The organism is Geodermatophilus sp. SMS 5-13 (assembly GCF_059428245.1).
On record NZ_CP165729.1, the window covers coordinates 2,606,542 to 2,626,905 of the forward strand.

General features: G+C 74.6%; 20 protein-coding genes. 8 read left to right on the top strand and 12 right to left on the bottom strand.

Translation table 11 applies throughout. From position 1 onward, the window contains the following. Positions 1–12: 12 nt before the first annotated feature. The 4 genes from AB3388_RS12730 to AB3388_RS12745 all read right to left on the bottom strand — a co-directional run bounded on the left by AB3388_RS12730 (position 13) and on the right by AB3388_RS12745 (position 3,492). Entirely contained in the window at positions 13–1,533 is a 1,521-nt protein-coding gene (locus tag AB3388_RS12730; RefSeq protein ID WP_495411135.1) for a helix-turn-helix domain-containing protein, read from the bottom strand. A gap of 137 nt (positions 1,534–1,670) precedes the next feature. After that, a complete protein-coding gene (locus AB3388_RS12735) occupies positions 1,671–1,877 on the bottom strand; it encodes a hypothetical protein (protein ID WP_495411136.1) in 207 nt (68 codons plus the stop codon). A gap of 128 nt (positions 1,878–2,005) precedes the next feature. After that, on the bottom strand, positions 2,006–2,476 hold the full coding sequence (locus AB3388_RS12740) for a VOC family protein (RefSeq protein ID WP_495411137.1): 471 nt from the start codon (positions 2,474–2,476) through the stop codon (positions 2,006–2,008). An 89-nt stretch (positions 2,477–2,565) separates the two neighbouring features. Then, a complete protein-coding gene (locus AB3388_RS12745; RefSeq protein WP_495411138.1) occupies positions 2,566–3,492 on the bottom strand; it encodes a YhjD/YihY/BrkB family envelope integrity protein in 927 nt (308 codons plus the stop codon). 422 nt (positions 3,493–3,914) lie between these two features. Between AB3388_RS12745 and AB3388_RS12750 the strand changes: the two genes are divergently transcribed. From AB3388_RS12750 to AB3388_RS12760, 3 genes are all read left to right on the top strand, one after another. Beyond that, positions 3,915–4,661 carry an SDR family oxidoreductase gene (locus tag AB3388_RS12750; protein WP_495411139.1) on the top strand — a complete coding sequence of 249 codons (747 nt, stop codon included), beginning with the start codon at positions 3,915–3,917 and terminating at the stop codon, positions 4,659–4,661. Positions 4,662–4,763: 102 nt separating this feature from the next. Next, positions 4,764–5,681, top strand: coding sequence for a DMT family transporter (locus AB3388_RS12755; protein ID WP_495411140.1), 918 nt, complete (start codon positions 4,764–4,766; stop codon positions 5,679–5,681). Positions 5,682–5,698: 17 nt separating this feature from the next. Continuing rightward, positions 5,699–6,889: an amidohydrolase family protein gene (locus AB3388_RS12760; protein ID WP_495411141.1), complete on the top strand. Its 1,191-nt coding sequence runs from the start codon at positions 5,699–5,701 to the stop codon at positions 6,887–6,889. Here AB3388_RS12760 and AB3388_RS12765 read toward each other — a convergent pair. Next, a complete protein-coding gene (locus tag AB3388_RS12765) occupies positions 6,884–7,336 on the bottom strand; it encodes a pyridoxamine 5'-phosphate oxidase family protein (protein WP_495411142.1) in 453 nt (150 codons plus the stop codon). The two genes, AB3388_RS12760 and AB3388_RS12765, sit on opposite strands and share 6 nt — an antisense overlap. Before the next feature lie 60 nt (positions 7,337–7,396). Here AB3388_RS12765 and AB3388_RS12770 point away from each other — a divergent pair, with 60 nt between their 5' ends. After that, entirely contained in the window at positions 7,397–8,407 is a 1,011-nt protein-coding gene (locus AB3388_RS12770; RefSeq protein WP_495411143.1) for an Acg family FMN-binding oxidoreductase, read from the top strand. Here the strand turns inward: AB3388_RS12770 and AB3388_RS12775 are convergent, their stop codons facing one another. Beyond that, positions 8,408–9,160, bottom strand: coding sequence for a DUF998 domain-containing protein (locus tag AB3388_RS12775; protein WP_495411144.1), 753 nt, complete (start codon positions 9,158–9,160; stop codon positions 8,408–8,410). Positions 9,161–9,248: 88 nt separating this feature from the next. On the opposite strand from AB3388_RS12775, the gene AB3388_RS12780 reads away from it, so the two are divergent. Then, positions 9,249–10,487, top strand: a complete 1,239-nt coding sequence (locus tag AB3388_RS12780; protein ID WP_495411145.1) for an MFS transporter — start codon at positions 9,249–9,251, stop codon at positions 10,485–10,487. A gap of 31 nt (positions 10,488–10,518) precedes the next feature. On the opposite strand, the gene AB3388_RS12785 is transcribed toward AB3388_RS12780, so the two are convergent. From AB3388_RS12785 to malQ, 3 genes are read right to left on the bottom strand one after another with little or no spacing between them, the layout of a single operon-like run. Continuing rightward, the gene (locus AB3388_RS12785; protein ID WP_495411146.1) at positions 10,519–10,719 is read right to left on the bottom strand and encodes a hypothetical protein; all 201 of its coding nucleotides are present in this window, start codon (positions 10,717–10,719) and stop codon (positions 10,519–10,521) included. 31 nt (positions 10,720–10,750) lie between these two features. After that, positions 10,751–11,047, bottom strand: a complete 297-nt coding sequence (locus tag AB3388_RS12790) for a hypothetical protein (RefSeq protein WP_495411147.1) — start codon at positions 11,045–11,047, stop codon at positions 10,751–10,753. Between the two features lie 41 nt (positions 11,048–11,088). Next, the gene (gene malQ, locus AB3388_RS12795; RefSeq protein WP_495411148.1) at positions 11,089–12,912 is read right to left on the bottom strand and encodes a 4-alpha-glucanotransferase; all 1,824 of its coding nucleotides are present in this window, start codon (positions 12,910–12,912) and stop codon (positions 11,089–11,091) included. 429 nt (positions 12,913–13,341) lie between these two features. On the opposite strand from malQ, the gene AB3388_RS12800 reads away from it, so the two are divergent. From AB3388_RS12800 to AB3388_RS12810, 3 genes are all read left to right on the top strand, one after another. Further along, positions 13,342–14,877 carry a putative bifunctional diguanylate cyclase/phosphodiesterase gene (locus AB3388_RS12800; protein ID WP_495411149.1) on the top strand — a complete coding sequence of 512 codons (1,536 nt, stop codon included), beginning with the start codon at positions 13,342–13,344 and terminating at the stop codon, positions 14,875–14,877. 102 nt (positions 14,878–14,979) lie between these two features. Next, positions 14,980–15,969: a TIGR03885 family FMN-dependent LLM class oxidoreductase gene (locus AB3388_RS12805; RefSeq protein WP_495411150.1), complete on the top strand. Its 990-nt coding sequence runs from the start codon at positions 14,980–14,982 to the stop codon at positions 15,967–15,969. Further along, a complete protein-coding gene (locus AB3388_RS12810; protein WP_495411151.1) occupies positions 15,966–17,636 on the top strand; it encodes an alpha-amylase family protein in 1,671 nt (556 codons plus the stop codon). The genes AB3388_RS12805 and AB3388_RS12810 overlap by 4 nt, the downstream gene beginning before the upstream one ends. Here the strand turns inward: AB3388_RS12810 and AB3388_RS12815 are convergent. From AB3388_RS12815 to AB3388_RS12825, 3 genes are read right to left on the bottom strand one after another with little or no spacing between them, the layout of a single operon-like run. Next, a complete protein-coding gene (locus AB3388_RS12815) occupies positions 17,588–18,373 on the bottom strand; it encodes a 4'-phosphopantetheinyl transferase family protein (RefSeq protein WP_495411152.1) in 786 nt (261 codons plus the stop codon). The genes AB3388_RS12810 and AB3388_RS12815 overlap by 49 nt on opposite strands. After that, positions 18,370–19,395, bottom strand: a complete 1,026-nt coding sequence (gene sbnB, locus AB3388_RS12820) for a 2,3-diaminopropionate biosynthesis protein SbnB (protein WP_495411153.1) — start codon at positions 19,393–19,395, stop codon at positions 18,370–18,372. The genes AB3388_RS12815 and sbnB overlap by 4 nt, the downstream gene beginning before the upstream one ends. Then, positions 19,392–20,363 carry a TauD/TfdA family dioxygenase gene (locus tag AB3388_RS12825; RefSeq protein WP_495411154.1) on the bottom strand — a complete coding sequence of 324 codons (972 nt, stop codon included), beginning with the start codon at positions 20,361–20,363 and terminating at the stop codon, positions 19,392–19,394. The genes sbnB and AB3388_RS12825 overlap by 4 nt, the downstream gene beginning before the upstream one ends. Between the last annotated feature and the right edge of the window lies 1 nt (position 20,364).

Genomic DNA, 20,364 nt, shown 5'->3' on the forward strand with positions numbered 1-20,364 from the left:
CGCGGCGGACCGTCAGTCGTGGAAGACCTCGATGTCGGCGCCCATCTCGACCAGCCGCTCGTAGAGGTGCTCGTAGCCGCGGGCGATGATGTCGACGTTGCGCAGCACGCTCGTGCCCTTGGCCGCCAGCATCCCGAGCAGGATGCACACCGCGGGCCGCAGCGCCGGCGGGCAGACCACCTCGGCGCTCGACCAGCGGGTGGGCCCGGTGACGAGCACGCGGTGCGGGTCGAGCAGCCGGACGTTCGCGCCGAGCCGGGTGAGGTCGGAGAGGTGGATCGCCCGGTTGTCGTAGACCCAGTCGTGGATCAGCGTCTCGCCGGCCGCGTGCGCGGCGATCACCGCGAAGAACGGCAGGTTGTCGATGTTGAGGCCCGGGAACGGCATCGGGTGGATCTTGTCGATCGGCGCCCGGAGCGTCGACGGCCGGATGGTGAGGTCGGCCAGCCGGGTGTGCCCGTTGTCGGCCAGGTAGTCGGGGGGCCGCTCGATCCGCAGGCCCATCTCGGCCAGGACGGCGAGCTCGATCTCCAGGAACTCCACCGGAGCCCGCCGGACGGTCAGCTCGGAGTCGGTGACGATGCCGGCGGTGAGCAGGCTCATCGCCTCCACCGGGTCCTCGCTGATCGTGTAGTCGACGTCGGCGTCGAGCACCGGGCGGCCCTGCACCACCAGCGTCGTCGTCCCGAGGCCCTCGATGGCCACGCCGAGCAGCTGCAGGTACAGGCAGAGGTCCTGGACCATGTAGTTGGAGCTGGCGTTGCGGATGGTCGTCGTCCCGTCGGCGCGGGCGGCGGCGAGCAGGGCGTTCTCGGTGACCGTGTCGCCGCGCTCGGTCAGCACGATGGTCCGGTGGCGGGCGGCGGGCGGCGCGACGGTGGCGTGGTACTCGCCGCTGCGCGCCTCGACCTGCAGGCCGAAGGGGCGTAGCGCGATCATGTGCGGCTCGACGGTGCGGGTGCCGAGGTCGCAGCCGCCCGCGTAGGGCAGCTGGAAGGTCTGCGCCCGGTGCAGCAGCGGGCCGAGGAACATGATGATGCTGCGGGTGCGGCGGGCGGCGTCGGCGTCGATCCCGGCCAGGTCCAGTCGCTCGGGGACGACGAGGGTGAGGTCGCGCCCGGTGACGTCCCAGGTGGCCTCGACGCCGATCGAGCGCAGCACGTCGAGGATGCGGTCGACCTCGACGATGCGGGCGACGTTGCGCAGCGTCGTCCGGCCGCGGTTGAGCAGCGCGGCGCACAGCAGCGCCACCGCGGCGTTCTTCGACGACTTCACCGTCACCGCACCCCGGAGGTTCCGCCCACCGGTGACGCGCAGGTGGGCGGGACCCGCCGGGGTGCTGGGGCCGAGGCTGATCAGTTCGCTGTCCAGTGCTGCCGAGAGCCGGCCGAGCAGCTCGAGGGTGAGGTTCTGGCCGCCCTGCTCGATGCGGGCGACGGCGCTCTGGCTCGTGCCGAGGCGCTCGGCGAGCTGGAGCTGCGTGAGTCCACGGTGCCGTCGGGCGTCGCGGACGAGGATGCCGATCCGCCGCATGGCGCTGTCTTCTTCAGCTCCGGCGGTGGTGGGAAGAAGGTCGGTCACCGTCACCGGTCAACGCTATCTCGCAGGTGAGATGCGAGCGGCGCGCCACGCTGTGACGGACCTGTCCCGTCGGGCGATCCTCCGGCGTGTCAGCGCAGAACGTCGGCCGACACGTCCGTGACGATCGCGCGGAAGGTGGTCGTGTCCACCTCGTCGTCCACGGTGACGCGGACGATGTCGGCGACCTGCTGGGCGGTCGCGGGCTGGACGGCGTTGGCGCGGGCCGCGGCGACCAGGTGCAGATGGCGGACGCGGGCGGGGTCGCAGGAGCCGGAGGCGGCGTGGTTCAGGGCCATGCGGGGACGGTAGGCACGCGCCGGCGGCGTGACGGGGACCACCGCCGGACGGTCGGGAACCGTTCGTCACGGCCGTCGCAGGAGTCGACGGCTACCCCCGTCTCCCCAGGGGGCGTCGGCTCAGGCGGTCAGGCCGGGGCGTCGGCGTCCTGCGCCGAGGCCGCGAACGCCTCCGGGCCCTGCTGTGCCGCCATCGGGTCCATCCACATGACCTGCCAGCCGTGGCCGTCGAGGTCGAAGAAGCTGCGCGAGTACATGAAGCCGAAGTCCTCGGCGTCATCCGCCTGGGTGCCGCCCGCCGCCAGCGCGGCGGCGCTGACCGCATCGACCTCGTCGCGGGAGGCCACGCTGAAGCAGTAGAGCGCCAACGCGTGTGTGGTGGGGTCGGCGATCGGCAACGGGGAGAGCTCCGCGAACCTCCCCCGGCTGGCCAGCATCACGAAGGCCTGCTCGCCGACCGGCATGCAGGCGCCGGACTCGTCGCTCATGTCGGGGTTGTAGCTGAACCCGAGCTTCGCGAAGAACGCCTTGCTGCGCTCGACGTCCGCGACGGGCATGGTCACGAACAGCATGCGGCCGGCGTGTGCGGGACTGGTCATGGCGGGTCTCCACTCGGTGGCTCGATGGCGTACGTCCCGGTAGACCGGCCCGTCCGGCGGAACTCATCGGCCGAAGGGCCCGGACCACCTCACTTCTCGTCCGAGCTCTCGGCCGGGTGTTCCGCGTCCCGGGCGCGTGGCGGGGGTATCACCAGCGCGGCCTTCTCACGGAGTCCGGCGAGGAGATCGGTGCCGTCCGCCGGTTTCCGCGCGGCCGCCTCCTGTGCGGCTGCCTCCTGCACGCGGCGCTCGTGCAGCGCCGCCCCGAGGACGGGGCCGCCCAGCATGACGATGCTCAGGACGGTGAGCCAGGTCAGCAGCATGAAGACGATGCCCAGGGGGCCGTAGCGCGCGAAGTTGTAGCTGATCGCGGTCGAGAGCCAGACGGCCGCGAAGGCGCGCAGTGCGATCAGTCCGACGGTCATGGCGACGGCGCCCGGAACCAGCTGCCGCCACCCCACGGCGCCCCGGAGCAGGAAGTGCTGCGTCCACCAGCTCCAGACGAAGATGATCGGCGTCCAGAGGACGAGGAGCAGGATCGTCCGCCAGGGGGCGGCCAGCCCCGTCCGCGGCAGGACGAGCAGGAGTGCGCCGGCGGTCACGAAGGCGATCAGCCACACCAGCGGGCGCCACAGTCCCCGCCAGCCCTGCGAGGTCACCCCCCAGGCGATCTCGTAGCCGCGCTGGAGCGCCGTGGGCCAGGCGTAGGCCGACAGCAGCGTGAAGAGGCTGCCGAACACGGTGGAGGCGCCGCGGACCGCGTCCCGGCTGGGGAACAGACGCTGCAGGTCCGCGACGGCCTGGGGGCTCAGGTCCAGGCGGGCTCCGGCCACGGCCGGCAGCGAGTTCGCCGCCCCGAGCGGCACCAGCGCCGCCAGGGTCACCAGCACCGGCAGCAGCAGCGACAGGGCGAGGGCGGCGAGGATCATCGCCTGGTTCGCCAGATCCGCCTTCACGAACCGGCGCTGCACGTGACCGACCCGCGAGGCGTCGATGCGCCCCTTGGTCTGCGCCACGCGAGCGGTGAACCGCTCCGTTGCGTCGTTGAACCGACGAAGCCCCGGCCGGTCGCCGGGGTTCGTGGGCGGCGGCCCGGTTCCCCCGGACGCTGCCGACGGCCCTGTGTCCATGCGCCTAACCCTTCGCCGCCTGGCCGCCCAGCGTCGTGTGTCGGGCACCCTCCGGCCCTCACCCCGCGGAGATGACCCCTCGTCGGAGATCGCAGCTCCGGCGCCACCCCTCCGGGGCATCGACCGACGGGGCTCGTTCTCGCACCGGGTTCATGATCACCTCCGGTCCAGCGGTGCCTCCCGCGCGCTGAGACACCGCTGGACCCGAGGTGATCTTGTACCTGAGCAGGGCCGACGATCCGCAGACCGCGGCGACACGATGCCGGCAAGGGTGCGCGGCGGCGGTCGGTCCGGCCAGACTGCGGCACGTGGACGTTCTCGTGACCGGAGCAACCGGACGGCTCGGACGGCGGCTGGCCGGCCCCCTGCAGGACGCCGGCCACACCGTGAAGCAGATGTCCCGGCGGGGTGCCGGCCCCGGCGGCGTCCGCGGTGACCTGGCCACCGGCCGCGACCTGCCGCAGGCGCTCGCCGGCGCGGAGGTGATCGTCCACGCGGCCACCGATCCGCAGGGCGACCCCTGGCAGATCGACGTGGCCGGCACCCGCCGGCTGGTCCAGGCGGTCGACCGCGACCGGCTCCGGCAACTGGTCCACGTCTCGATCGTCGGCGTCGACACGATCCCGTACGGCTACTACCGCGCGAAGTTCGCCGCCGAGCAGATCCTGCTGGCCTCCGGCCTGCCGGTGACGCTGCTGCGGGTCACCCAGTTCCACGAGTTCGTCGACCACCTGCTCGCCACCGCCCGCCGCGGTCCCGTCCTGCCGGTCCCCATGGGCTGGCGCGTGCAGCCGGTGGACACCGGCGAGGTGGCCGCGCACATCGTGGACGTCGTCGGCCGCGCGCCGACCGGGGGAGTGGTCGAGTACGGCGGTCCCGAGGACCTCTCGGCCGCCGATCTGGCGCGGGCCTGGGCGGCCGCCCGGGAGCCGAGCACGCACGTGGTCGCCACCCCGATCCCCGGCAAGCTCAGCGCCGCGATCCGGGACGGCGCCTCGTTGCCCACCTCCGGCGAGCGCGGCCGGCGCACCTACGCCGAGCACCTGCAGGGCTGACCGCGCGGTTCCTGCCAACCCCCGCAGGCCGACCGCCACGTCGGCGTCCGTGTCCGGAATCCGCCGGAGAAGCGTCGGACCGCCGACCTAGGGTCGGCGGACGTGCGCACCACCTCCCGCCCCGTCCCCGTCCTGGTGGCCGTCGCCGTCACGATCTTCGCCTGGGCGTCGGCCTTCATCGGCATCCGCGGCGTGCGCGACGACCTCTCGCCGGGTGCCCTGGCGCTGGGCCGGCTGCTGGTCGGCACCGCCGTCCTCGGGGTGCTGCTGGCCCGCCGCGGCTGGGTGCGCCCGACCGGCCGGGAGTGGGGCCTGCTGGCCATCTGCGGCGTCGGCTGGTTCGGCGTCTACAACGTCGCCCTGAACGCCGCCGAGCACCACCTCGACGCCGGGACGACGGCGATGCTGGTCAACATCGGCCCGATCCTCATCGCGGTGTTCGCCGGGCTCTTCCTCGGCGAGGGCTTCCCGCGCTGGCTGGTCGCCGGCATCGCGGTGGCCTTCGCCGGCGTCGTCCTCATCGGCCTGGCCACCCGCAGCGCCGAGGCGGACCTGCTCGGCGTCGTGCTCTGCGTGGTCGCCGCGCTGACCTACGCGATGGGCGTCGTCGCGCAGAAGCCGCTGCTGCGCCGGCTGCCCGGCCTGCAGGTGACCGCCACCGCCTGCGCCATCGGCGCGGTGTGCTGCCTGCCCTGGGCCGGCGCCCTGGTCACCGACCTCGCCGGCGCCTCCGGGTCGTCGATCGCCGGCATGGTCTACCTCGGCGTCGTCCCGACGGCGCTGGCGTTCAGCACCTGGGCCTACGCCCTCGCGCGGATGGACGCCGGCAAGCTCGGCGTCACCACCTACCTGGTGCCGCCGCTGGTCATCCTGCTCGGCTGGCTGCTGCTCGACGAGGTGCCGCCGGCGCTGGCGTTCGTCGGGGGAGCGGTGTGCCTCGTCGGGGTCGCGCTGTCCCGACGCAGGGGCCGGGTGCGGCCGCCGGTCCCGGCGCCGCAGGAGGCCGGCACCGCCGCCTGAGCTGCCAGGATGCCGTTGTGCTCGTGGTGACCGAGGCGCGGCTTCGCAGCGGGGACGTCGTCGACGTCCAGTGCGACGGGGGCACGGTGCGCGCGATCGTCCCGGCCGGCGAGCGGCCGGTCCCGGACGGCGCGGGCGTCGTCCCGGCGGACGGCGGCCTGGTCACCGAGCCGTTCGTCGATGCGCACCTGCACCTGGACAAGGTCCGAACGCTGCCGCTCATCGGCGACGAGGCGCTGCGGGCCTACACCGTCGGCGGCATGGCGGAGTCGGCGGCCGCCATCGACCTGGCCAGCGCGGTGAAGCGGCACTACACGGTCGAGCGGCTGCTGCCCAACATCCGGCAGGCGCTCACCGACGGGCTGCGCCACGGCGTGCTGCACGTGCAGGCCTTCGCCGACGTCGACACCGCCGCCGGGCTGATCGGGGTCGAGGCCGTGCTCGCCGCGAAGCCGGAGTTCGCCGGCCGGGTCGACGTCCGGGTGGTCGCCTTCCCCCAGGACGGTGTGCTGCGCGATCCGGGCGCGGCCGGCCTCGTGGAGCAGGCGCTGGACCTCGGCGCGGACGTCGTCGGCGGCATCCCGTGGATCGAGGAGTCGCCGGACGACCAGGAGCGGCACGTCGAGTGGGCCTGCGCGCTGGCCGCCCGCCGCGGGCTGCCGGTCGCGATGCTCACCGACGACGCCCCCGACCCGCGGTACGAGACCACCCGGATGCTCGCCGAGGCGATGCTGCGCCACGGCCTCACCGGGCGCGGCGTCGCCTGCCACGCCCGCGCCCTCGGGCACTACGACGCCGACCGGCTGGCCGCCGTCCTCGCGCTGGTCCGCCGGGCCGGGCTGGGGCTGGTCAGCGATCCGCACACCGGGTCGGTCGCGCTGCCGGTCGAGCGGGCGCTGGCCGCGGGCGTCGCGGTCGCGCTCGGCCAGGACGACATCGAGGACGCCTACTACCCGTTCGGCCGGCACAACCTGCTCGAGGTCGCCTTCCTGGCCGCGCACCTGCTCGACCTGCGCTCGGCGCAGCAGCTGGAGGTGCTCGTCGACCTGGTGACGACGTCGGCCGCGCGGGTGCTCGGGCTCCCGTCGTACCGGCTGCGGGTGGGCGCCCCGGCCGACCTCCTGGTGCACGACGCCGCGCGCACCGTCGACCTCCTCGCCCGCCACGCCCCGCCGCGGGTCGTCGTCCGGGCCGGGGAGGTCCTATAGGTACGCGCGGTCGTCGACGCCCCACGGCAGCTGCCCGGGGACGATCCGCCGGCCGCTGATCTCCTGCGGGATGATCCGCAGCCAGTTGCCGTGCTCACCCGGCGCCCACGGCTGGACGCCGGTGGCGTGCGTGCGCTCGACCAGCCCGGCCCGGTGCTCGGGCCCGACCTCCTCGGCCAGCCCGCGGACCAGCACGCTCCAGCCGGTGCGCGCGCGCCGGTCGATCTCGTCCACCTCGAAGGTGACGTTGGCGTGCGACGCCGCCGACAGCGTGGTGCCCGGATGCGTACGGATGACGATCGTGCGCCCGTCCATGCCGTAGTTGACCGGGATGATCAGCGGGAAGTGCTCGGCGTTGACCCCGATTCGGCCCACCTCCTGGGCGGCGAGCAGCTCGTAGCACTCGTCGACGGGGATCACGTCCAGCGAGCCGGCAGCACTGGTCATGGCCCCATCCTCGTCAGACGCGGCGTGGTGCGCAGCCGGGCGTTGGGAGAGGCTGGGGCCGTGCAGGACATCGACTGGGCGCAGATCGTCACCGCCGCGACGCGGGCTCCGTCCATCCACAACACCCAGCCGTGGCGCTTCGCCGCCGTCCCCGATCGGCTCGACGTCTTCTACGACCGGGCGCGGGCGCTGCCGGTGCTCGACCCCACCGGCCGCCAGCAGGTGATCAGCTGCGGGATCGCGGTCGCCTTCGCCGTCGTCGCGCTGCGCGCGGCCGGCGCCGAGGCAGCGGTCGAGTTGCTGCCCGACCCGGCCGACTCCGACCACCTGGCGAGCATCCGGGTGACCGGCCCGCGCGAGGCCACGGACGACGACCGCGCCCTGGCCGAGGCCATCGAGCGCCGGCACACCGTGCGCGCCGCCTTCGAGCCGCGGGCCGTGCCCACCGAGGTCCTCGACCGGATGCAGCGCGTGGCCGGCGCGTACGGGCTGTGGGTCAAGTCGATCACCCGCTCCGAGGAGGAGGTGGCCACCGTCTTCCTGCTCTCCCAGGCCGAGGAGATGGAGCAGCGCGAGCCCGAGTACCTCAAGGAGCTGGAGAGCTGGATGCGCACCGACCCGGGCGCCGTCGACGGCGTGCCGGTGGAGGCGGTCCCGGAGGGCGACCCGCGGGACCGGCCGTCGAACTGGCTGGTGCGCGACTTCGCGGTCAGCTCCCGCGAGCAGCGGCTGTTCCGCGCCGGCGGCGACCCGGACGCCCCGCCGCCGGAGGTGGAGCGGCCGACCGTCGTCCTGTTCGGCACCGAGAGCGACGACCGCGCGGCGTGGCTGCAGGCCGGCCAGGCGCTCGGCCACGTGCTGCTGCTCGCCACCGCGGAGGGGCTGGTGGCCTCGCCGCTGACCCAGGCGCTGGACTGGCCGGTGGCCCGGACCCGGCTGCGGCAGCGGCTCTCGCTGATCGGCTATCCGCAGATGCTGCTGCGCATGGGCTACCCGCCGGCCGGCCTCACCCCGCCGGCCAGCGGGCGGCGGCCGGTCGCCGACGTGCTGCGGGTCGAGCCGGCCGGCTGATCAGCGGTCGCGCTTCTCCCGCACCGACGGCGCCCACGGGTCCTCGGGCTCCTCGGCGTCGTCCCCCGCGGCCGCCTCGAGCGCCGCGTCCCGCTGGGCGGCCTGCTCGGCCCGCGCCGCGCGCTCCTCGTCGCGGCGGGCCCGCCGCTCGTCGCCGTCCGCGCCGAGCCGCCACAGGACGGCGCCGGCGAGGGCCAGCCCGATCGGGATCACGTAGGCGGCGCCGCGCTCGGTGCCGCCCCGGCCGAGCCACTCGGTGATGTCGTCGAGGAAGAAGATCGTCAGCGCGGTGCCGAGCAGGCCGAGGACGGCGAGCGTCGTCCCGAGGGCCTCCGACCGGGGGCGGACGGCGTAGGCGAGGGCGATCAGCCCGAGCCCGCCGCCGAGCAGGTGCGCGACCGCGCCGACGGCGTGCAGCGTGCTGTTGCCGTCGGAGGGGAAGACGCCGACCAGCAGGACGCCGAGGGCCGCGATGCCCAGCAGCACCTCCGCCACGACCGCCGCCCTCCCGCGCAGCGCCGGCCGCAGGAGCAGCGCGCCGCCGAGGATCAGCACCCCCTGGAGGACGAACGAGGCGTTCATGGCCAGGTGCGCGGGCGAGACCGCGGTGCCCAGGTCGCTGATGACGTCGTCCGCGCGGGAGTACGAGCCGGGCCACTGCAGCTGGGCGACGGTCTCCACGGCGAAGAACTGGAGGGTCAGCAGCCAGAGGAGCGCCCCGTTGCGGAGCCGGTTCGCGGTCACGGGCCCCATGGTCCCAGGACGGCCCGCGCGGTCACCCGCACCGGCGCGGGGCACGGCCCCAGCCAACCCGCTCCGGGGCGGGGAGGACGATGGGGGAGTGCGGAGCGGCGTGGGGACGGCGCAGGCCGAGGCGCTCTCCGAGGGGCATCGGGCCGGCGAGCGGGGCTTCCGCCGGGCCTCGCTGGCGATCTTCCTGGCCGGCGTCGCGGTCTTCGCGATGCTCTACGACACGCAGGTGCTGCTGCCCGAGCTGGCCCGCTCGTTCGGCGTCTCGTCGGCCGCGGCGACACTGTCGGTCTCCTGCGCGACCGCCGGGCTCGCCATCGGATTGCTGGTGCTCGGCCCGCTCTCGGACCGGCGGGGCCGGACCGGGATCCTGCACGCCGGCCTGGCCGCCTCCGCCCTGCTCGGCGTGCTGCTCGTCGCGTCGCCGTCCTGGCCGGTGCTGCTCGTGCTGCGCGCTCTGCAGGGCTTCGCGCTGGCCGGGCTGCCCGCCGTGGCCGTCGCCTACCTGCGCGAGGAGCTGCACCCCTCGGTCGGCGCGCGGGCGGTCGGGCTGTTCGTCAGCGGCAACGCGATCGGCGGGCTGACCGGGCGGCTGCTCGGCGGGCTGCTCGTCGAGGTCGGTGGCTGGCGGACGGCGCTGGCCGGCGTCGCCGCGCTCGGGGTGGCGTGCGCCGTCGCCGTCCGGCTGCTGCTGCCGCCGTCGCGCCGGTTCCGGCCGGTTCCGCGGGACCGCCCGCTGCTGCGCCAGCTCGGCGACGCGTTCACCGATCCGGTGCTGCTCGGCCTCTACGGGGTCGCGGCGCTGCTCATGGGCGGGTTCGTGGCCGCCTACAACGCCGCGACCTTCCGGCTGGAGACCCCGCCGTACGCGCTCTCGCCGGCGGTCGCGGGGCTGGTCTTCGTCGCCTACCTGCTCGGGTCGGCGTCGTCGGCGGCCGCCGGGGAGCTCGCCGGGCGGGTCGGCCGGCGGCCGGTGGTGCCGGTCGCGGTCGCCATCATGGGCGGCGGGGTCGCGCTGACCCTCGCCGAGCCGCTGGCGGTGTTCGTCGCCGGGCTGTGCGTGCTCACGGTCGGCTTCTTCGCCGCGCACAGCGTGGCCAGCGGCTGGGTGGCGGTCCGTGCCGCCGCGGGTGGCCGGGCGGTGGGCCAGGCGGCCTCGCTCTACTCGTTCTGGTACTACGTCGGCTCATCGGTGGGCGGCACGCTCGCCGGCCGGGCCTGGGACGCCGCCGGGTGGCCCGCCGTCGCGCTGCTCACGGGGAGCCTCGTCGCCGGCACCCTCGTGCTGAGCGTCGTCCTCGGCCGGACGCGGGCGCTGCAGGCGACCTGACGCGGGGCCAGGTCGGCCTGCAGCGGCGTCCTCAATCCGTTGCGGAGTGCTCGTCGGCGCCCGCCGGGTCGGCGTCGTCGGAGCCGACCATCTGCCGCTCGTGCTCGGTGCGGTGCTCCAGCTCGTCGTCGTTGGGCCGGTCGTAGCCCTTGCCGTGCTGGCTGTGGTCGGGCGGGGCCGACTCGGTGGTCTCCATGACGTCGTCGAGCGTCGGTCGATCGGGTGTGGTCATGCCCCCAGCCATAGCCCGCGCGGCGACGCAGCTAACGCGGCTCCAGCCGGGCCGCGGGCAGCCACGTCTCGACCAGCGCCGGGCCGTGCGGGCCGACGACGGTGTAGGCCACCCGCCCCTGCCACCCGCCGTCCCTTCGGCGCCACTCGATGAGCAGCCCGGGCCAGGTGCCGGGGGCGTCGGGCGGGTCGCGGACCCAGCAGTGCCGGCCCTCCGTGTCCTCCCGCGGCGGCGCGGCGGGTGGCGGCGAGTCGGGGCGGACGCCGGAGTCGGCCGCCCGCTCCCCGAGGGAGCGACCCGACCGACCCCGGTACATCCCGCCCGCCACGACCGAAGTGTGGCACGTCCGTCGAACATCCGTTCGACGGCTCACCCCCGGCGTGCCGCGCCCTCGGCCAGCGTGCGGGCGACGTCCTTCAGCAGCGGGTGCTCGGGCAGGTCCTCGATGCGGACCGGCAGCGGCAGGGACCAGTTGGGCCGGTCGGTGGTGCCGGGCATGTTGGGCCGCCGGCGCTCGCCGACGGCGTCCTCCAGGGTGGCCGACAGCAGCAGGCACGGCGCGGTCGCCAGCCGCTCGTAGGCCCGCCGGACGGCGGTCTCGGGGCCGGCGTTCTTCCGGACCCCCGTGAGCTTGGCCAGCAGCCCCGTGCGGCCGGCCTCCAGCTCCTCGTCCGAGCCGGTGCCGCGCTCGCGCTGCTCCTCGACGTCCTCCCCGGTCCAGAGGCCGGCGACGGTCGGCAGGTCGTGCGTGCTGACCGCGGCCATGGCGGCGGCCGGCCACTCGGCGGGGTCGTCCTCCTCGAACCACAGCAGCCGGTAGGAGAGGATGCCGTGCTCGGCGAGCGCCTCGCGGACGCCCTCCTCGACGGTGCCGAGGTCCTCGCCGACGACCAGCGCCTGCGCGCGGGCGCTCTCCAGCGCGACGATGTCGAGCAGGTCCTCGGCCGGGTAGCGGACGTAGGCGCCGTCGACGGCGCCGCCGTCGGCCGGCACCCACCAGAGGCGGAACAGGCCCATGACGTGGTCGATCCGGAGGCCGCCCGCGCCGGCCATGGTGGCGCGGATGGACTGGATGAACGGCTCGTAGTCCGCCGCGCGCAGCCGCCACGGGATCAGCGGGGGAGAGCCCCAGTCCTGGCCCTGGGCGTTGAAGGCGTCCGGCGGCGCGCCGACGCTGGCGCCCTGCGCGAGCACGTCCTGCCAGGTCCAGGCGTCCGCGCCGCCGCCGGCCACGCCGATCGGCAGGTCCTGCAGGACGGTCAGCCCCGACGCGGCCGCGTCCAGCTGACGGGACAGGCACCACTGCAGCCAGACGTGGAAGGCGACGTCCTTCTCGTGGGCGGAGGAGAACTCGCGCACCGCCTCGCCGCGCGGGTCGCGCAGCCGCTCGGGCCAGGTGTGCCAGTCGGGGCCGTGCTCGTCGGCGAGCGCGCACCAGGTGCCCCAGTCCTGCATCGGCTGGCCCTGGTGCCACCACCAGGCCGGGAAGGCGGGGTCGTCGGAGCCGGCGGCGTCGAAGACGCGGCGCAGCACCTCGCGCTTGCGGGCCCAGATCGCGTCGCGGTCGATGTGCTCGGCGTCGTTGAGGTCGGCGCCGTCCCCGAGGTCCACCCGGTCGGCGCCGGGGACCTCGGGCACCCGGAGGTAGAGCGGGTTGCGGAACCGGCGGGTGGCCGGCAGGTACGGGCTGGACTCCTGCGGGGTGGTCGGGGCGACGGCGTGCAGCGGGTTGATCAGCAGGAAGCCCGCGCCCTGGTCCGTGGCCATGTCGCGCAGCGCACGCAGGTCGCCGAGGTCGCCGATGCCCCAGCTGTCCCGGCTGCGGGCGGCGTAGAGCTGGACGGCCCACCCCCAGGTGCGCCGGTCGGGCAGCCAGCAGCGGCCGGGGGAGACGATCAGCCGCCGCTCCCGGCCGTCGGGGGTGCGCAGCCGGTGGTACCCGAGCGGGAAGTCCTCGGGCAGCTCGCCGTCGATGTGCCGGGTCTGCCCGTCCTCGCAGTCGACCTCGGCCTCGTCGACCTCGAGCACGTCACCGGGCCGGGCCACGATCGGCGCGGTGTCCTCGAGGTCGGCCGGCGGCGTGCCGATCACCTCGCGCAGCCGCTCGATCGTCGCCGGGGCGACCTCGTGCTCCTCGTCGTTGGCGTCCACCCAGGTGGCGTCGATGCCCCACTCGTCGGTCGTCGGCGTCATGCCCGCACCTTGCCCCGTCCCGGCCGAGCCATGCGGGTGAGGATGGCGACATGCCGTCGTTGCTGCTCGTGCACCCGCCCCTGCTGGGCCCGGCCGTGTTGCGCCCGCTGGCCGGCGAGCTGCGCTCCCGCGGTCAGTCCGGGCGCTGGTCGCGCCGCCGGGCCGCCACTCGACCGTCAGCTCGGTCGTGTTCGACGCGGCGCCCCGGTCCGGGGAGAGGCTGACGAGCCGGGGGCCGGCGCACGGCTTCTCCTCGGACGGCGTGGTCGGCGCAGTGTCCGCCGTCCGCCCTGGTCCGCGGCTCGCGGCGGAGACCACGTGGCCGGATCGAGACCTCACTCCTTCGGGGGGCCGGCGCGCGGGCGGGCTCGATTCCCGGTCCGGACCCGCCGAAGCCAAAGTCGTCACGCCCCCGAAGGAAGGCCCAGCGTGAACGACCAGCTTCCTGCGCACGACGCCCGCCCGGCCGGCGCCGGGTACCGCCCGGCGCTGCTCTTCGCCGCGCTGGCGGCCGCGCTCGTCGGCACCCAGCCGCTCGCGGACGGAGCCGGCGCGCACGCGCTGCTCGCCGTCGCCGCCGTCGTCGCGGCCGCGCTGGCCGCCGACGTGCGCCAGCGGGTCCGCCGGCAGCGCACCGAGCACGAGCTGGCGCACCTGGCCTTCCACGACGGGCTGACCGGGCTGGCCAACCGCGCGCTGTTCACCGACCGGCTCGAGCAGGCGCTGCGCCGCATCGCCCGCAGCGACACCGACGTCTCCGTCGTCTTCCTCGACCTCGACGGCTTCAAGAACGTCAACGACAGCCTCGGCCACGCGATGGGCGACGCGCTGATCCGCGAGGTGGCCGCGATCCTCACCGGCGCCGTCCGCACCGAGGACACCCTCGCCCGGCTCGGCGGCGACGAGTTCGCGATCCTGGTCGAGGACACGCACGGGGCCGAGGAGGCCGTCCGCATCGCCGAGCGGGTGCTCGCCGAGCTGCGCGAGCCGCTCGACCTCGGCACCGCGCGGGTGCACGTGAGCGCCAGCATCGGCATCGCCACCGGCGATGTCGGCTGCACCGGCAGCTCGCTCCTGCGCGACGCCGACAACGCCATGTACTGGGCCAAGGGCGCCGGCCGGGGCCGGTTCGTCGTCTTCAACCCGCAGATGCGCTCGGCCGCCGCCGAGCGGCTCCAGCTGGAGAAGGACCTGTGGTCCGCGCTGCCCGACGGGCAGTTCCGGCTGGTCTACCAGCCGGTGGTGGACCTGGAGAGCGAGCGGGTCGTCGGCTTCGAGGCGCTGCTGCGCTGGGACCACCCGTCGCTCGGCGTCGTCCTGCCCGAGCGCTTCCTGCCGGTCGCCGAGGACATCGGCCTGATCGCCGACATCGGCGCCTGGGTGCTGCGCCAGGCGTGCGCGTCCGCGGCCGGCTGGCAGCGGCAGCACCCCGAGGTCGGGCTGTCGATGGCGGTCAACGTCTCGCCGTCCCAGCTCGGGTCGCCGGACCTCGTCCGGCAGGTGCGCGAGGCGCTGGCGGACAGCGGCCTGCCGCCGTCGGCGCTGGTCCTCGAGCTCACCGAGTCGGTGCTGGTGCGCGACCCTGCGCTGGCCGCCGCGCGGCTGAAGGAACTGCGCTCGCTCGGGGTGAAGCTGGCCCTCGACGACTTCGGCACCGGCTACTCGTCGCTGTCGCACCTGCGCCAGTTCGCCGTCGACATCCTCAAGATCGACCGCTCCTTCGTCAGCACCATCGACGACAAGGAGGCGATGCCGGCGATCCTGCGCGGCCTGATCAACCTCGGCCGCACCCTCGACCTGGAGATCGTCGCCGAGGGCATCGAGGAGGAGCTGCAGCGCACCCACCTGCGCGACGGGGGAGCGGGCCTGGCGCAGGGCTACCTGTTCGCCGCGCCGCTCGAGCACACCGACGCCGGGCTGCTGCTGCTCGGCCAGGCCGACGAGGGCGCCACCGCCCCCGCCTGACAGGGGCGAAAGTGGCGCGAATGGCCCCGCGCCCGGCCCGCCAGGTGGTTGCGCGGCGCACCGCAGCCTGCGGGGAGGCGGCGGACCCGGTAGGCAGGCCGTATGAGCGTGATCGGCTTCCACGCCTCGCACGAGCAGGTCCACCCGGCCGCGCTGCTGGACGCGGTCCGGCACGCCGAGCAGGTGGGGTTCACCGCGGCGATGTGCTCCGACCACTTCGCGCCGTGGAACCCCGCTCAGCGGCACTCGGGCTTCGCCTGGTCGTGGCTCGGCGCGGCCCTGGCGACGACGACGCTGCCGTTCGGCGCGGTGAACGCGCCCGGCCAGCGCTACCACCCGGCGATCATCGCGCAGGCCATCGCGACCCTCGACGCGATGTTCCCCGGCCGCTTCTGGGTGGCGCTCGGCAGCGGCGAGGCGATGAACGAGCACATCACCGGCGACCGGTGGCCGCGCAAGGAGGTCCGCGACGCCCGGCTGCGCGAGTGCGTCGAGGTGATCCGCGCGCTGCTGACCGGAGAGGAGGTCACCCACGAGGGACTGGTCACCGTCGACCACGCCCGGCTGTGGACCCTGCCCGAGCACCTGCCGCAGCTGATCGCGCCCGCGGTCTCCGTCGAGACCGCGCGCGCCGGAGCCGAGTGGGCCGACGGGCTGGTCACCCTCAACCAGCCGCACGACAAGCTCCGCGAGGTGCTCGCCGCCTACCGCGACGCCGGCGGCCGCGGCACCGCCGCCCTGCAGGTGCACCTGTCCTACGACCCCGACGAGGAGCGGGCGCTCGCGATCGCCTTCGAGCAGTGGCGCAGCGGCGCCGTGGGGCCGCCCCTGGCCTGGGACCTCGACAACCCCCAGGCGTTCGACCAGGTCACCGCGCACGTCCGCCCGGAGCACATCGCGGAGGTGGTGCGGGTCTCCGGCGACCTCGGGCAGCACGCGGAGTGGATCGCCGAGTACCAGGAGCTCGGCTTCGACGCGGTCTACCTGCACCACGTCGGCGTCGAGCAGCGCGGCTTCCTCGACGCGTTCGGCGAGCACGTGCTGCCGCAGCTCGACGTCGACACCCCACAGCAGGCGGTGGCGCTCCAGTGAGGATCACCGACACCTCGGATCTCTGGTGGAAGACCGCGGTCGTCTACTGCCTCGACGTCCAGACGTTCATGGACTGGAACGACGACGGGATGGGCGACTTCACGGGGCTCGCGCAGCGGCTGGACTACCTGCACGACCTCGGCATCACCTGCCTGTGGCTGATGCCCTTCTACCCGACCGGCGACCGCGACGACGGCTACGACATCACCGACTTCTACGGCGTCGACCCGCGGCTGGGCACGCACGGCGACCTGGTCGAGGTGATCAGGACGGCGAACGACCGGGGGATCCGGGTGATCGCCGACCTCGTCGTCAACCACACCTCGATCCGGCACCCGTGGTTCCGCTCGGCCCGGCGGAGCAAGGACGCCCCGTTCCACGACTTCTACGTGTGGCGCACCGACGAGCCGCCGGACACCAGCGACCAGGTGGTGTTCCCGGACGCGGAGAACAGCATCTGGGAGTTCAACGAGCCGACCGGGGAGTGGTACCTGCACCACTTCTACAAGGAGCAGCCCGACCTCGACGTGACCAACCCCCGGGTGCGCGACGAGGTCGCCAAGGTCATGGGCTTCTGGCTGCAGATGGGGCTCTCCGGCTTCCGCATGGACGCCGTCCCGTTCTTCCTCGACACCGTCGGCGGCGATCAGCAGGACTTCCCGGACCCGCACGAGTTCATGAGGGCGCTGCGGGCGTTCCTGGGCCGGCGGGTGCACGGGGGAGTGATCCTCGGCGAGGTCAACCTGCCGCACGACCAGCAGGCGCTGTTCTTCGGGGGACCCGAGGGCGACGAGCTCACCATGCAGTTCGACTTCCTCGCCATGCAGGCGCTGTACCTGTCGCTGGCCCGCAAGGACGCCGGACCGCTGGCGACGGCGCTGCTCGACCGGCCCGAGGTCTCGCCGGACAACCAGTGGGCCACGTTCGTGCGCAACCACGACGAGCTGACCCTGGACAAGCTCACCGACGAGGAGCGCGCCGAGGTCTTCGCCGCGTTCGGGCCGGAGCCGTCGATGCAGGTCTACGGCCGCGGGCTGCGGCGCCGGCTCGCGCCGATGCTGGACGGCGACCCGCGGCGGATCCGGATGGTCCACAGCCTGCTGTTCTCGCTGCCCGGCACCCCGGTGCTCTTCTACGGCGAGGAGATCGGGATGGGGGAGAACCCCGAACTCGAGGGCCGCATGGCGGTGCGGACGCCGATGCAGTGGACCGATGGCCCCAACGGCGGCTTCTCCCAGGCGCCGCCACGCATCCTGCGCCGGCCGCTGACCACCGGCGGGTACGGGCCCGAGTTCGTCAACGTGGCCGGCCAGCGCCGCGACCCCGAGTCGCTGCTGTCGTTCATGAAGCTGCTCATCCGCCGCTACCGGGAGTGCCCGGAGCTGGGCTGGGGCGGATTCGAGGTGCTCGACCAGCCGCACCCCGCGGTGCTCGCCCACCGGTGCCGCTGGGAGGACGGCGCGATGGTCGCCGTCCACAACCTGGGCTCGGAACCGCAGACGGTGCCGCTGACCCTGGAGGGCTGCGACAGCAGGCACCGCCTGGAGGACCTGCTGCAGGAGTGCAGCACACCCGTGACCGACAAGGGCACCGTGGAACTCGCGCTGGAGGGCTACGGCTACCGGTGGCTGCGCGTGGTCGCCGAGGGCAGCCGCCGGCTGCTCTGACCGCTGCCGAGCAGCTGCCGCGCGTCGAGCTCGTCGATGCGCCCCGGCGGGCCGCCGACGACGGCGAGCGCGGCGACGTGGTCGGCCGGCGCGTGCAGCGCGTGCAGCGACACCGCCGCGCCGGTCCAGCGCAGCACCCCGGGCGGCTCCGACGGCGGGGTGACGACGAGGGCGGCCAGCGACGCGGTGACGCCGTCCCCGGTCGCCTTGAGCACCGCCTCCTTGCGGCTCCAGTAGGTGGTGAAGGCGAGCGAGCGCTCCTCGGCCGGGTAGCGGGCCAGCTCGGCCAGCTCCTCGGGCGCGAGCACGTCCTCGGCGAGGGCCGCCGGCTCGGCCTCCTCGAAGCGCTCCACCTTCTCCACGTCGACGCCCACCGCGGCGCCCCGGTGGATCGCGACGGCCACGCAGCTGCCCGAGTGCGACACCGAGAAGTGCACGTCGGGCGCGGCGGGCAGCCACGGCTTGCCGTGGTCGCCGCCGCACGACCGGCAGCGGCGGTCGATCTCCAGGGCGGTCGGCGGCCGCTCGAGGTGGATACCGAGCACCGTCCGCAGGACGGCGAGGGCCGCCGTCGCCCGCCGCCGGTCGGCGTCCTGCACGAACCGCGCGCGCCGCGCCACGTCCTCGGGGGCCAGCAGGAGGTCGTGCTCCGGGCGCACGTCGGACGTGCGGGCCCACCAGACCTGGCAGACCCCAGGAGGCAGCGCGGGGACGGCGGTGTCCGGAGAGGTGCTCACCCGTACCGGCGCAGCTCGGAGAAGAAGTCCTCGACCACGTGCAGGTCGCCGGCGCGGGCCACCCGGTCGTAGACGAACTTGCCGACCGCCAGGTCGAGCACGCCGAGCCCGAAGGGGGAGAAGATCACCGTCCGGTCCGCCGGGACGGCCACCCGCCCGGACATGACGTCGTCCAGGGTGCCGGCGAGGAAGTCGCGGCCGCCGGTGAGCTGCTCGGCCAGGTGCGGCGAGGTCTGCGCCTTGAGGCAGTGCTCGACGTCGTCCACCAGGTTGACCGCGTCGAGCAGGATCTCCGGCGCCAGGTCGCGCAGCGAGACGTGCAGGACAACGGGCGCGTGGTCGAACCACGAGCGGTCGTGCACGTGCGGCGACCCGGCGACCGTGGCGAAGACGACCAGGTCGCTGCCGCGGATCAATGACTCGGCGCTCTCGTGCACGGTGACCGCCGCCGCGGTGCCCGACTGCTCGAGGTAGCCGCGGAACCCCGCCGCGCTCTCCGCCGAGAGGTCGTGCACGCCGATCTCGTCGAACGCCCAGCCCGTTCCGGCCAGGAAGCCGTGGATGTAACGGGCGATCAGCCCGACTCCGACGAACCCGACGCGCGTCGGGCGCCGCCGGCTGCGGGTCAGCCAGTCGGCCGCCGCGGCCGCCGACGCCGCGGTCCGGGTCGCGCTGATCACCGAGCTCTCCAGGCAGGCGAACGGGTAGCCGGTGTCGTGGTCGTTGAGGATCAGCACCGCCGAGGCGCGCGGCACGCCGGCCGCCACGTTCTCCGGGAAGCTGGAGATCCACTTCAGCCCGTCGACCCGCACCTGCCCGCCGATCGAGGCCGGCAGCGCGATGATCCGCGCGGTCGGTCGGTCCGGGAAGCGCAGGAAGTACGACGGCGGGTTCACCGAGTCGCCGGCGCCGTGCAGCCGGTAGGTGGCCTCGACCAGCTCGACGAGCTCCTTCTCCCGGCCGGCCAGGACCGCCTGCACCTGGGCGCCGGGGACGACCGCGAACGGCGGGACGGCGGTCATCGGCCCACCTCCGTGCCCGAGAGGCGCACCGGGTCTCCGAGCCCGACCAGCACCTGCCGCTCGCCGGCGTAGGGCTCCCGGTTGTGCGCGGTGCGCAGGTTGTCGACCAGCATCAGGTCGCCGGCCTGCCAGGGCTCGCGGACGGTGTGCGCGTCGTAGACCTCGTTGAGCAGCGTGACGACGTCCTCGCCGATCGGCTCGCCGTCCCCGAACCGGGTGGTGAACGGCAGCGCGTCGGCGCCGTAGACGTCGACGAGGTACTCGCGGACGTCGGGGTCCAGCGTCCACTCGTTGAGGAAGGCGACCTGGTTGAACCAGGTGCGCCGACCGTTGACCTCGATCACGGCCGCCCGCCGCTGCCGGGTGCGCAGCCCGCCGTCGTCCTGCCACTCGAACTCGATGCCCTCGGCGCGGCAGTAGTCCTCCACGGCGGCCCGGTCGTCGGTGCCGAACGCCTCGGCCCACGGCGCGCCGATCTCGTCGTTGTAGGTGCGGACCAGCAGCCAGCCCTCCCGCTCGAACCGGTCGACCAGATCGGAGGGCAGCGCGTCGAGCACGGTCGGGCCGTCGGCGAGGGCGGTCGCGCCGCCGTTGGCCGGGGCGAGGAGGCAGGCGAACAGCAGCAGGCTCGGCACCTCGAGCCGGTAGCTGAGCTCGTGGTGCATGCACATCGGCTGGCCGGGCGGCCACTTCGTCGAGGAGTGGACGCCGTCGGCGAGCACCTGCCGGGGGGCGAAGGCCTCGCGCTCGGGCATCAGCGCGTCGGCCAGCTGCCGGAAGACGGCGCCCACCTCGTCCGCGTCGCGCAGGCCGAGGCCGCGGATCAGGACGGCGCCGTGCTCGGCGACGACGGCGCGCAGCGCGGCGCGGTGCTCGGCCGCCCAGCCGACCGCCCCGCCCGCGGGTTCGGCCCGGAGCAGCGGCGGCCGGCCGGGCGCCAGGGCCAGGTCGGGCAGGGTGGGGAGCATC